Consider the following 12,837-nt stretch of genomic DNA (forward strand, 5'->3'; position numbering starts at 1 on the left):
TCTACTTCCCCGAAAGGACTCCGATGACGGACCTCGTATCTTCCGCCCCTGCACTTGCGGCGGCTGCCACCCACCCGGACCCGGCATTCCCGCGCTTCCACCCCCGCCCGGCGCAAGGCTGGATCAACGACCCCAACGGCATCAGCTACATCAACGGCCGATACCACGTGTTCTTCCAGTTCAACCCGGAATCGGCACGGCACCACAGGATCCAATGGGGGCACGTCAGCTCCCCGGACCTGGTCCACTGGGATGAGCACCCGGTCGCGCTGCGCCCCCAGGACGGCGGGCCGGACGAGTTCGGCTGCTGGACCGGCGTGGTGACCGACGACGGCGGTGTCCCCACCGCTGCGTACTCGGGCGTGCGGGGCGATGGCGGGCATTCGCAAGTGGTGATTTCCCGAGGCTCCGCGGACCTGGTGAGCTGGGAACAGGACGGCCACATTGCCGCTTCCATGCCGGACGATGGCCTGGTCACGGCCGTGCGCGACCCCTTCATCTTCCACTTCAACGGCAAGCGCTACGCCATGCAGGGCGCCGGGCTGGCCAATGGACATGCTGCTTTGCTGCTGTACACGGTGGAGGACATGTCCGACTGGAAGTACCAAGGCATTTGGCTGACCACCGAAAACCCCGTAGCGGCCACGCATACCCCGGCCGAGATCTGGGAGTGCCCGCAACTGGTTCGGGTGCCTTCCGATGGGGTGCCTGCGGATGGTGCGCCCTCCAACAGTGCCGAAACCTGGGTCATGATGTTCTCCCTGTGGCTCTCCGGCGATGACCACGAGCACGCCAACGGGGTGGGCCACCTCATCGGCTCGCTGGCCGAGGACCCGTCAACTGGGCTGCCCGTGTTCGTCCCGCGTTCCGGCGGCAGGTCCGACCTTGGCCGGGATTTCTACGCCCCCCAGATTGTTCAGCTGGATTCTGCGTCCTCGTTTGAGGCGGGGCCTGAGCCGCGCGCCCTGCTGTGGGGATGGGCCAACGAAGGCCCGGGCCGTGACGGCCGGCGTGGCCGTTCGCAAGACGAGATCGACGCCGCAGGCTGGGCGGGCGTGTTAACACACCCGCGCTTCCTCTCGGTTGAGGACGGTGCATTGGTGGTTGCTCCTGCGCCGGAGGTTGAGGCGTACCGGGGTTCCGTGCTCGCGCGCGGGGCGTCCGGGTCCGTTGCCTTGCCGCCGTTTGCCGAGGCTTTTGTGAAGACTGGGACTGTTGGTGAAGCCGGTGAGGTTCGGCTGGTCCTGGCCTCCGGCGCTGAACGGCAAGTGGTTTTTGCGGGGCCGCTGTCCGCCGGCCAGGAACTCCGCATCTTCGTGGATGCTTCCCTGGTGGAGGTGTATCGGACAGGTTCCGTCGCCACGACACTCCGTGCCTATCCTGCGGCTGGGGAAACGTGGATCCTTGAGCTTCCCGAAGGTGCGGCGGCGGACGTCTGGGAACTGAAGCTGCCGGAATAGGCGGCAGGCCGTCGTCGGGCACTCAACTTTGACCACTTTTGGCCGGTGCTGCAGTCCGGGATCCCCGTATTTCCGCGGATTCCCGGGCGACGGCCCGACCAAAAGTGGTCGGATCTAGAGGGCGGGAACGGGGCCTGTGGACTCACGGACCACCAAACGGCAGGGAACCATGGTTTCCAGATGGCCGATGCGTCCCGCAGCGGGACGCTGGGCCCGGTCCTCAATCTGTTCCAGCAACATGTTCATCGCGGCCGCCCCCATTTCCCGCAACGGAAGTGCCATGGTGGTCAGCGCGGGGACCATGGTGGCCGCGATGCGGAATTCGTCGTCGTAGCCAATGATCGAGAGGTCGCGCGGTACGGCCAGGCCCAGCCGCGCCGCAGCCAGCGCGACGCCGACGGCGAGGCGATCGTTGGCGCACACAATCGCCGTCGGCCGTTCGGTGGCGGAGAGCAGTCCCATCGCGCCATGGAAACCGTCGTTGATGTCCCAACCGGCCATGAACACGCGGTCTTCGCGAACGGGGATGGCGGCTTTGGCCATTGCTTCGCGATGCCCCGCGATGCGCAGGGGCACAGCCGGGGAGGTTGCGGCGCCGGCGAGGAACGCGATATCGCGATGGCCCAGCTGGAGGAGGTGCTCGGTGGCTTCCCGGCCGCCGGAAACTTCGTCCGGGATCACGTGGCGCAGCTGCGGGGTAGGGCTGTTGTCGAAGCAGTTAGCGAGCACCGAGGGGACGCGCAGCATGCCCTGGGGCACGTCAAGCGGCTTCAAACCGACCGTGACATACATCAGCCCGTCCACTTGCCGATCCAAAAGGGTCTCGACGGCGCTCTCGTCACGGGAGGCGTCGCGCTCGGTGTCCATCACGACGGTGACAAAGCCGTGTGCCCGGGCGACGTCGTCGGCGCCACCGATGATGTTGCCGTCGAACGGGCTCACGACCACCTCGTCCGACACGATGCCGATCACGCGTGTGCGTTGGTTCCGCAGGCTCAGCGCGATGGCGTTGGGGGAGTATTTGAGGTCCGCAGCGGCCTGCCGGATACGGTCCTGGCTTTCCTTGGCCACGTTGCCGTCTCCCCGACCGTTGAGCACCAGCGACACCGCACTCCGCGAGACGCCCGCCCGTTTGGCGACGTCGAGTGCTGTGGCCTTGCGCTGCATGCGGGCTCCTCCGGCTGTGGTTCCGTTTCTTGCTGCATTCTACCTAACGCGTGTGAGGGATGGCCCGCACGCTGTTCCCCAGCCGAACGCTCGCTCACATATATGGCCTTCCAGCCGAACGCTCGCTCACATATGCGCCCCGCCAGGCTGACGTCCCCACCAACGCGGTATCGTTGGGCGTGCCGGGCAGAACCGGTGTTTCAGATCTATGGGGGTGGGTCCGATTTTTTCCTTGCGCCAAATGGCCACGATCGTGCTGACAGCGGCAGTGGCGTTGAGTCTCAACGCCTGCGTGTTCGATGTAACTGCTGCCAGACCGCCGGCCCATGCCGGGACGTCCTCCGCCCCTCCGACCTCCAAGCCATCCGCGGCACCCACTACAAGCAGTAGCACCCAAATGCGGGTCCAATCGTCGCAAGAGCTGCAGGCGATGCTCGGCAACCTCCGTGCTCCCGACGGCGTGATGTCGCGGCTCATTGATGAGGCAGCGATTCAGGACATGCAGGATTCGATGGCAGTCGGGCCCGCCGACATGACCACCGATCCCGCCAAATGCCGGGACCTCCTGAAGGCAGGAGAGCTGGTCGACTACAGAATCCCGACGGCGGCCGCGGTGCTGGGGCCCCAGGCGAATATGTCCGTCATCATGGCGTCATCCGACGATTCCGGCTATTTCTGGCAGGGCATGTACAGCATCGATAAAGTCCTCGGATATTGCACCGAGGTGACTATTAGCTCGGGGAATCAATACGTGCACTCGTCCCTGACGCGGTTGAATTTGGATCTTCACGGCTCGAAGTCGTTCACCTACGTCACCACTATCACCGGTTCCGGGTCGCCGATCCATGTGCTTCGTATGGTCACCATGAGCGGAAACCTGTTCGTCACGGGGGTCCACCCGCTGCCGGATGCGCGGCCCACGGATGCTGTCATTCGGGAGCTCAGCAGCTACGTCAATGCGATCGTTGACCATGCCGGCGATCCGGTGCCCACTACTCCTGCCACGAAGCAGCCCACCCCGCCACAAACAGGCAACTCGGCCTGACGGCGCCCCAGGCTACAGTGAAACCATGCCTCCATTCCCCACCCTCGACGAGCTCCTTGCCACCGCCAAAGTGGTCAGCCTGCCGATGCGGGTCAAGTTCCGGGGCATCACCGAGCGCGAGACCCTCGTGTTCCGAGGCCCGGCCGGGTGGGGCGAGTTTTGTCCGTTCCCCGAGTACGGCGACGCCGAGGCTTCCCGCTGGCTCACCGCCGCCGTCGAAGCCGCTTGGCAGGGTTTTCCGCCCCAGCTGAGGGATACCATTCCCGTCAACGCGACCGTCCCCGCCGTGCCTGCCGCCCGGGTGCCCGAGGTCCTGGAGCGCTTCGGCCGGGTGGACGCCGTCAAGGTCAAGGTTGCCGAGCGGGGGCAGGAACTGGCCGACGACGTCGCGCGCGTCACCGCAGTCCGGGACGCCCTGCCGGACGCCGCGATCCGTGTGGACGCCAACGCAGGCTGGGACGTGCCGCAGGCGGTTGAGGCACTCGGGCGACTGTCCGCCGTCGGGCTCGAATACGCCGAGCAGCCAGTGCCGCACATCGAGGGCCTCGCAGAAGTCCGACGACGGCTCGCGCAGCAGGGCACGCCCGTGCTCATCGCCGCCGACGAATCCGTGCGCAAGGAAGACGATCCCCTCAAGGTGGCGCGCGCGGGCGCGGCTGACCTGATCGTGGTCAAGGTTGCGCCGCTCGGGGGAGTGCGGCGCGCGCTGGACATTGTGGCGCAAGCCGGGCTTCCCGCCGTCGTAAGCTCGGCGCTGGACACCTCGGTGGGGATCCGCGCGGGTCTCGCGCTCGCCGCCGCGCTGCCGGAACTGCCGTTCGCGTGCGGGCTGGGGACCGTGCGGCTGTTCGCCTCGGACATTACGCGGGATCCGTTAGTGCCCGACGACGGCGCCATCCGCGTCCGCGAAGCCGTCGCCGACGAGGGGCTGCTGGAGCGGTATGCGGCTTCCGCTGAACGTCGCGACTGGTGGTTGGACCGGCTTCGCCGCGTGCACGCACTCCTGAATGCATAGTTAGCTGTGAAAATGCTGGGAATTCACTGGAACTTAACCTGAGTGTTCTCTCGGATTCCGCTAGCGCTGTAAGGGTGGGGAAATCACTCAATCCCCGGAGGTAATTCCCATGTCTGAATCAACCGCGCGCAAGTTCGGCTTGCTCCCCATGCTCGGCCATACGAAGGGCAAGCGCAGCCCCGTGACGTGCGCCCTGAAGTGCGACAACGCTTGCTCGGGCGAGGCTTGCAACACGAGCTCCAACGCCTACTTCCGCGATATCGCTTCGGCAGCTGTGTCCCGCCGCGCCGCACTGGGCTTTGGCGCCGTCGGTGCGCTCGCCGTCGTGCTGGGCGGGCCTGGCTCCGCGGAAAAGGCCGTTGCCGGCGGCGGCGCTGGCCTGTCCGAGGCGGCAAAGACGGGCTTCGACAAGGCCAAGCTCAAGTTCGCGCCGATCAAGCCTGTCGACTACACCGTTGACGCGTTCACCGTGCCGGAGGGTTTCGCGTGGCAGCCGATCATCCGTTGGGGCGATCCGCTCTTTGCCGACTCGCCGGTCTTCGAGCTGAACGGCCAGACCGCAGCGGCGCAGGCCCGCCAGTTCGGCTACAACAACGACTACACGGACATCCTGCCCATCCCGGATTCCAAGGACCGCCGTGCCGTACTCTTCACCAACCACGAGTACACCAACGAGAACATCATGTTCCCGGCCACTTTGGTGGCTGCGGAGGCGCGCGCGATCGGGCGTGCCGCACATGGACTCACGGTTGTTGAGCTCGAGCGCAAGAACAAGAACAAGCCGTGGAACTACGTCAAGGGTGCGCCGCTCAATCGTCGGTTCCTGACCGACACCACCTATGAGCTCACCGGCCCCGCCGCGGGCACGGACCTCGTCAAAACCATCGACGACCCCTCCGGCCGTGCCATCAAGGGCACCTTGGGCAACTGCTCCGGAGGCACGACTCCCTGGGGCACCATCCTCTCCGGCGAGGAGAACTTCAACGGCTACTTCGTGGCTCCCGGCACCTCTGCGGGCGACAAGCGCTACGGCCTCACCAACAAGCCAACGGCCCGTCAGTGGGAACTGGATGAGCCGCGTTTCAACACCAACAACGCCGGATACGCCAACGAGACCAACCGCTTTGGCTGGATCGTGGAAGTCGACCCGTTCGACCCCTCGTCCACACCCAAAAAGCACTCCGCCATGGGCCGTTTCAAGCACGAAGGCGCCAACGTGATTCTTGCCGCCTCCGGCCGTGTAGTCGCCTACATGGGCGACGACGAGCGCTTCGACTACCTCTACAAGTTCGTCTCCAAGGGCAAGTACATGGCCGGAGACTCGGCCGCGGCCCGCCGGAACAACATGAACCTTCTCTCCGAGGGCGACCTCTACGTTGCCAAGTTCTCCGGAGACTCTCCCGCGGCCGAAATCGACGGCACCGGAAAACTCCCGTCCGACGGCGCGTTCGACGGTTCCGGCGAGTGGCTTCCCTTGGTAGTCGACGGCGTCTCCGCAGTTCCGGGCATGTCCGTCCCCGAAGTCCTGGTCTACACCCGCCTCGCCGCGGACAAGGTTGGCCCCACGAAGATGGACCGCTGCGAAGACGTCGAGCCGAACCTGGCGACCGGCAAGGTCTACGTCGTCTGTACCAACAACTCGGACCGTGGCAAGCCCGGCAAGGAAGGCGCCACCGAGGTCAACCCGCGCACGCTCAACCGGGACGGCCACATCGTCGAAATCACCGAAACCGGCGACCAGACCTCGACGCGCTTCAACTGGACCCTCCTGATGGTTTGTGGAGATCCGGCCAAGAACTCCTCCACCTACTTCTCCGGCTTCCCGGCCGACAAGGTCTCGCCCATCTCCTGCCCGGACAATGTGGCCTTCGACTCGGCAGGCAACATGTGGATCGCAACTGACGGCGCGCCGTCGTCCATCGGGTATGCGGACGGCCTCTTCAAGGTCACCCTGGATGGCAGCGAACGCGGCAAGGTGGAGCAGTTCCTCGCCGTACCGCGCGACGCCGAGACGTGTGGACCGATCGTGCACGACGACGAGCGGACAGTTTTCGTCGCCGTGCAGCACCCGGGCGAGGAAGGTTCCTTCGACGCTCCGCACTCGTACTTCCCGGACTACGTGGGCGCCGGAGCCGCCCCGGCCGCCGGCCAGGTCCGCGCCCCGCGCCCGTCGATCGTGCAGGTGTTCCGCAAGGACGGCTAAGGCTCTTCCCCGCCTCCCGACGCTCGCTCACCTATGTGGGCCCTTCCGGGAAACGCTCGCTCACCTATGTGGGCCCTTCCGGGAAACGCTCGCTCACCTATGTCTGCACAGGTGAGCGAGCGTTTGGGATTTTGGGCCCATAGGTGAGCGAGCGTCGGGAGGGAGGCGCCGCTAATAGACTGGTGCGGTGACTTCGCAAGGCTCCCTGAGCTCCCTCGCCGCTGCCCGGATCGCCGTTAAGGCGTTGCTCGACGGCGGTGTGCGGCACGTGGTGGTCTCTCCCGGTTCGCGCTCGGCACCCATGGCGTACGCGCTGGCCGAGGCCGAAGCGGCCGGGAACGTCAGGCTCCTGGTCAGGATCGACGAACGCTCGGCCGGTTTCACGGCCCTGGGCTTGGCCCTGTCGACAGGCGCTCCGGCGGCCGTCCTGACCACCTCGGGCACCGCCGTCGGGAATCTCTTGCCCGCGGTCATGGAGGCCAACCACGCCGCCGTGCCCCTCGTGGTCCTTTCGGCCGATCGCCCCGCCGAGCTGCACGGTACCGGCGCCAACCAAACCACCATTCAACTGGACCTCTTCGGCGAACACGTTCGCTTCGCCGTCGACATCGCCGCGGGCAGCAACCCGCAGAGGGCCGTCGAGACTGCCATCTACGCGGCAACCGGCGCCCTCGAAGACACGCCTCCCGGGCCGGTGCAGCTCAATCTGGCGTTCCGCGAGCCGCTGGTTCCGGAACCGGGCGAGGCGCTGCCCGCCACTAAGGGCCACGGAGTTTTCCACTACGACTCCGGCCCGCAGCCGCTGAGCATGCCCCTCGCTCCGGCCGAACTAACGGAACGTCGGACGGTGGTTTTGGCAGGGCACGACGCCGGTCCGGTCGCCGAAGCTTTCGCGCGCGCCCACGGCCTTCCCCTGCTGGCCGAGCCCTCGTCCAACGCGCGCTTCGGTCCCAACGCGGTGGGGCCGTATCGCCTCATGCTGGACAACTTCGGGCCCGGGGCTGCGCTGCCGATCGAGAGGGTGGTGGTCTTCGGACGGCCGACTCTTTCCAGGCCCGTCGCCGCCCTGCTGGCCCGCAACGACCTCCCCGCCGCCATGTACGAGCCCGTTCCGGTGGCCTGGTACGAACACGGCCGGCGCAGCGAGGAACGCTTCGATTCCTTGGCTGAGTTGGCTGGGTTCGCCGGCCGGGGCTCGGATGAGTGGCTCGACGCCTGGCTTTTGGCCGGCGCCGCCGCCCAACACGCGCTCGACGGCGTCCTCGAGGCAGAACATGCAGCCAACGGACCCGCCGTGGGAGCCATCGTCTGGAAGCACGCGCGCGGGCAGTTGGTCCTGGGCTCTTCCAATGGCATCCGCGACGTCGACCTCGCCGGACAGCCCAGCCCCGAACCGTTGGCCACAGTTTTCGCGAACCGCGGCCTCGCTGGCATTGACGGCACCATCTCCACGGCCACGGGAATCGCCCTCGGCGCGGGCCGCGAAACCACCCTCCTCCTGGGCGACGTCACCTTCCTGCACGACGCCGGAGGCCTGTTCCTTGGAGCTGGCGAACCAGCACCGGACCTGCGCATCGTGGTCCTCAACGACGCCGGCGGGGGCATTTTCGGCCTCCTCGAGCACGGCAAGGTGGAGGACGACGGCGGCTACGGCACCGCCGTCGAACGCCTCTTCGGCACCCCGCACAGTGTGGACATTTCGGCGCTGGCCGCGGCATACGGCGTCGGGCACACGTCGGTGCGTACGACGGCGGAGCTCGCCACGGCGCTTGCCGCGCCTTTGAAGGGCCGCAGCATCGTGGAAGTACGCACGGACCGCTCCGACCTGCGTCCCTTGCACGCACGCATCAAGGCCGCAGTAGCCGCGGCAGTGTCCCAGGTGCTGCTCGGGGCGTAGGTTGTCCGGGACGCGCAAACCGGTTGGAGACGCGCAAAAGGATTGGGGATACCCGGATACAAGTGTCACCTGCCCGTAGGTGTGTCGTACGTCCGGGTGAGGGTCGTCTGCTGTTGTCCACATACGGCAGGAAGGGGCTCGCGCAGCCCGTTGTTGGGCTGTGATCGTAGATGAATGAGCACACTCCCGCGGCTGATTCTGGCGAACGACCTGTCCAGGATCGGTCTGACTACCCGGGGTTTGTCTGCACAGGCCCGTTCCGGGAACCTTGTCCGCATCCGGCATGGCGTATACGTGGAGGCGGTGCGGTGGAACTCTTTGCAGCCGTGGGAGCAGTACAGGCTCCGAGTCGAGGCCGCGGCAGAGACGTTCACTTCGCCCACCACGTTTTCGCACCACTCAGCCGCGGCAATTAGCGGGATACCGGTCATCCTACGGAAACAGCCGATCCACGCACTCACCGCATTCTCCGGCGGCGGTCGGTCCCGCGCAGGAGTCCGTCGGCACTATGTACCTGAACAAGCCCACAACAGTGAACAGTTGGAACGGTTTCTCGTCACGGGCCGGATCCGTACTGTTCTCGATATCGCCGCAACGGTCCCCTTTGCGGAAGCCGTGGTGCCCATGGATCACATGCTGAAACCGGACGCGGCTCGAGGCATTCCTGCAGTCACGAAGGAGGAATTGCTGGCGGGCATAGATGGGAGGTATTCGCAGGCGGCGGTTCGGCGTATCAAGGCGGTGGTCGATTTCGCCGATCCGCAGTCCTGCTCGCCGGGAGAGTCCTATAGCCGGGGGCTGATCCACGTTGTCGGCTTTGCCCCGCCCGTGCTGCAGTACGAGGTCAGGAACGATACTTCCAGGGTCGCCATCACGGATTTCTATTGGGAGGAGACCAGGGTTGTCGGTGAATTCGATGGTCGCGAGAAGTACCTCAAACCGGAGTACCTGCGTGGCCGGACGCCGTCGGATGTGGTGTATGAGGAAAAGGTACGCGAAGACCGGATCCGGGCCACGGGCAGAAACGTGGCTCGGTGGGTCTGGGACGAACTCAACAGTCCGGGCCGACTGGAACGAATACTGCTCGACGCCGGAGTGCCGCTCCGTCGTCGCGCCTCTGGGGGACACCCAAATGTGTCCGTGACAAGCAAACGGGCCGGTGACACTCGGATATGAGTGTCACCGGCCCGTTTGCGCAGCGATTGCCTGTTTGCTAGAGCACGCGGCTGAGGAATTCCTTCGTGCGGGCGTGCTGGGGGTTGGCGATGATTTCGCGGGGGTCACCGGATTCCACCACCACACCTCCGTCCATGAAGGTCAGGCGGTCGCCGACTTCGCGGGCAAAGCCGATCTCGTGGGTCACCACGATCATGGTCATGCCGGACTTGGCCAGGTCCTTCATCACGTTGAGCACATCGCCCACGAGCTCCGGGTCAAGGGCGGACGTCGGCTCGTCGAAGAGCATCAGCTCCGGTTCCATGGCCAGGGCCCGGGCGATCGCGACACGTTGCTGCTGGCCGCCGGAAAGCTGAGCCGGGTAGTGGTTGGCTCGGTCGGCCAGGCCTACACGATCCAACAATTCGAGGGCGGCCTTCTTGGCGACGCCCTTGTTCTTGCCTTTGACCTGAACGGGCGCTTCCATGACGTTGTACAGGGCCGTCTTGTGCGGGAACAGGTTGAAGCGCTGGAAGACCATGCCGATTTCCCGGCGTTGAGCGGCGATTTCCTTGACCTTCAGATCGTGGAGGCGGCCGTTGACTTCGCGGTAGCCGATCAGCTGGTCACCGACGGAAATGCGGCCGGCGCTGATGGTTTCCAGCAGGTTCACGCAGCGGAGCATCGTGGACTTGCCCGAACCGGACGGGCCGATGACAACGGACACCTCGCCCTGGTTGACCGTCAGGTCGATGCCGCGGAGCACGTGATGGGGCCCGAAGTACTTATGGAGGCCTTCGATCCGCACCAGCGGTTTCTGGGTGGTGATCGTCATTTTGCCTCATCCTCCGGGAAGTCCATCTTCAAGGACGGCTCTGCTTCGGCACTAGGTGCCACTGCTGCGGCGGCCTTGGCAGCTGCGGGATTGATGACCGCCGGCGCGAGGTTGGTGTCAACGCCCTTGCCGTAGTAGGCCTCGATGTAGTGCTGGCCGACCATGAGCAGGCTGGTGATGACCAGATACCAGATGGCTGCCACGATCAGCAGCGGAACCGGAAGGTAGATCCGGTTGGCCAGGGCGTTGGTCGCGAAGGTCAGGTCCAGGGTGAACGGGACGGCCAGAACCAGGGACGTGGTCTTGAGCATGCCGATCGTTTCGTTGCCGGTGGGCGGGACGATGATGCGCATCGCCTGGGGCAGGATGATCCGCCACATGATCTTGCCTTTGCCCATGCCCAGGGCTTCGGCGGCTTCGGTCTGTCCCTTGTCCACTGACTTCAGGCCTGCCCGGAAGATCTCGGCCAAGTAGGCCGATTCGTTAAGGCCAAGCCCCAGAATTGCCGCAACAAGAGCCGTAATGACTGTGCTCGTGTCGACGCTGAACAGTTCCGGGCCAAACGGCACCCCTGCGCTGATTTTGGGGTAAAGAACGGCGATCAAGCCCCAGAACACCAACTGGGTGTAGACCGGGGTGCCGCGGAAGAACCAGACCCATACCCAGGAGGTGTAGCGCAGGACCGGGTTGTCGGACTGGCGCATCACGGCCAGCAGGATGGCCAGGACAATCGCAATGACCATCGAAGCTACAGTCAAGAGCAACGTCCAGCCAACGCCCTGGACGACCTTCACGTCCAGGATGTAGGTGCCCACAACGTCCCAACGGAAGTTGTGGTTCGTAATCACGCTCTGCACCATCAGTGCAAGTACGCCAACAATGATGATGGCGCTGATCCAACGGCCAGGATGCCTGACAGGCACCGCATCGTTCAGCACGGGCGCTGCGTGGCCTGGTTGATGATGATCCATCTGTGCACCTGATTTTTTATCGGTGGCGGGAATACTCAAGACTTGACCGCCGGGTTGACCTCGGACTTGGTGATGGCGCCTTCGGCGTTGCCCCAGCCAGTGAGGATCTTCTTGTATGAACCATCAGACATGAGCTTGGTCAGCGTCTTCTGGATGACATCGGCGAGAGCGGTGTCCGACTTGGCGACGGCGATGCCCTGGGGAGCGGCGTCGTAAACGTCGCCGAGCCTCTCAAGCTGGCCGTTGGTCTGGGTCAGGGCGTAACCGATGATGGGGGAGTCGGCTGCCATGGCGTCGATGCTGCCGTTGACGAGCCGGGTGGTGACGTCGGTCTGGTTCTTGAGCGTCACGATGTTGATCGGCTGCTTGCCGTCAGCTGCGCACTTCTTGTTGCGGCCGGAGAGGTCCGGGTCTTCCTGGACGGTACCGGTCTGCACGCCGATGGACTTGCCGCAGACGTCATCCAGGGAGAACTTCTTCGGGTTGCCCTTCTGCACGGCCCAGGCCGTGCCGGCGTTGAAGTAGCTGACCATGTTGACGGCGCCGAGGCGCTCGGGGTTGATGGTGAAGGACGAGATGCCCAGATCGTACTTGGGGCCGAGGGCGGGGAGGATGCCCGTGAATTCGGCGGTCTGCACCTGGACCTTCAGGCCGAGGGTGGCGCCGATTGCCTTGGCGATGTCCACGTCATAACCGACCGGGGTCTGGCCGTCGGTTCCGAGGAATTCCGCAGGAGCGTAGGTCGTGTCCGAGCCAACGGTCAGCGTGCCCTTGGACTTGATGGCCGCGGGGACCAGTGCAGCCAGGGTGTCGTCCTTGGTGATGGTGCTGGGGTCAAAGCTTGCATTGGCACTGCCGGAAGGCGAGGCGGCACTCGAGGGGCCCGCCTGTGAGGCGTTGGTGCAGGCAGTCAGTGCCAGGGCGCCGATTGCGATGATTGTTGCAGCCTTGAGCGTCGAACTGACCGGAAGCGAACGGAATTTCTGCATTTTCTTACCTTTTGTTGCAGTGGATGCGAAACTAATCGGTTCATAGTGTAGCGCCGAACATGAGATGTGCGTCACAGAAAACTAAGTTTTACTATTGGAT

Annotated in this window: 10 protein-coding genes; 6 read left to right on the plus strand and 4 right to left on the minus strand. The window is 65.0% G+C overall.

Annotated elements, in window-relative coordinates; translation table 11 throughout:
* The first annotated feature begins 23 nt into the window (after positions 1 to 23).
* Positions 24 to 1,460, plus strand: coding sequence for a glycoside hydrolase family 32 protein (locus tag ABD742_RS03035; RefSeq protein ID WP_234748926.1), 1,437 nt, complete (start codon positions 24 to 26; stop codon positions 1,458 to 1,460).
* 114 nt (positions 1,461 to 1,574) lie between these two features.
* Here the strand turns inward: ABD742_RS03035 and ABD742_RS03040 are convergent, their stop codons facing one another.
* Positions 1,575 to 2,627, minus strand: coding sequence for a LacI family DNA-binding transcriptional regulator (locus tag ABD742_RS03040; RefSeq protein WP_234748927.1), 1,053 nt, complete (start codon positions 2,625 to 2,627; stop codon positions 1,575 to 1,577).
* A 397-nt stretch (positions 2,628 to 3,024) separates the two neighbouring features.
* Between ABD742_RS03040 and ABD742_RS03045 the strand changes: the two genes are divergently transcribed.
* From ABD742_RS03045 to ABD742_RS03065, 5 genes are all read left to right on the plus strand, one after another.
* A complete protein-coding gene (locus tag ABD742_RS03045; protein WP_234748928.1) occupies positions 3,025 to 3,672 on the plus strand; it encodes a hypothetical protein in 648 nt (215 codons plus the stop codon).
* A gap of 25 nt (positions 3,673 to 3,697) precedes the next feature.
* Positions 3,698 to 4,687, plus strand: a complete 990-nt coding sequence (locus tag ABD742_RS03050) for an o-succinylbenzoate synthase (RefSeq protein WP_234748929.1) — start codon at positions 3,698 to 3,700, stop codon at positions 4,685 to 4,687.
* 109 nt (positions 4,688 to 4,796) lie between these two features.
* A complete protein-coding gene (locus ABD742_RS03055; RefSeq protein WP_234748930.1) occupies positions 4,797 to 6,890 on the plus strand; it encodes a PhoX family protein in 2,094 nt (697 codons plus the stop codon).
* A gap of 187 nt (positions 6,891 to 7,077) precedes the next feature.
* Positions 7,078 to 8,787 carry a 2-succinyl-5-enolpyruvyl-6-hydroxy-3-cyclohexene-1-carboxylic-acid synthase gene (gene menD / locus ABD742_RS03060; RefSeq protein ID WP_234748931.1) on the plus strand — a complete coding sequence of 570 codons (1,710 nt, stop codon included), beginning with the start codon at positions 7,078 to 7,080 and terminating at the stop codon, positions 8,785 to 8,787.
* Positions 8,788 to 8,961: 174 nt separating this feature from the next.
* Positions 8,962 to 9,963 carry a hypothetical protein gene (locus ABD742_RS03065; protein ID WP_234748932.1) on the plus strand — a complete coding sequence of 334 codons (1,002 nt, stop codon included), beginning with the start codon at positions 8,962 to 8,964 and terminating at the stop codon, positions 9,961 to 9,963.
* Between the two features lie 37 nt (positions 9,964 to 10,000).
* On the opposite strand, the gene ABD742_RS03070 is transcribed toward ABD742_RS03065, so the two are convergent.
* Genes ABD742_RS03070 through ABD742_RS03080 form a run of 3 tightly spaced genes read right to left on the minus strand, consistent with a single transcriptional unit; the run spans position 10,001 to position 12,737 of the window.
* Positions 10,001 to 10,777 carry an amino acid ABC transporter ATP-binding protein gene (locus tag ABD742_RS03070; RefSeq protein ID WP_308193807.1) on the minus strand — a complete coding sequence of 259 codons (777 nt, stop codon included), beginning with the start codon at positions 10,775 to 10,777 and terminating at the stop codon, positions 10,001 to 10,003.
* Entirely contained in the window at positions 10,774 to 11,748 is a 975-nt protein-coding gene (locus ABD742_RS03075; protein ID WP_234748933.1) for an amino acid ABC transporter permease, read from the minus strand. The genes ABD742_RS03070 and ABD742_RS03075 overlap by 4 nt, the downstream gene beginning before the upstream one ends.
* Before the next feature lie 35 nt (positions 11,749 to 11,783).
* Positions 11,784 to 12,737, minus strand: a complete 954-nt coding sequence (locus ABD742_RS03080; RefSeq protein ID WP_234748934.1) for an ABC transporter substrate-binding protein — start codon at positions 12,735 to 12,737, stop codon at positions 11,784 to 11,786.
* Positions 12,738 to 12,837: the final 100 nt, after the last annotated feature.

Origin of the sequence: Arthrobacter ramosus (assembly GCF_039535095.1) — a bacterium.
Taxonomy (GTDB): domain Bacteria; phylum Actinomycetota; class Actinomycetes; order Actinomycetales; family Micrococcaceae; genus Arthrobacter; species Arthrobacter ramosus.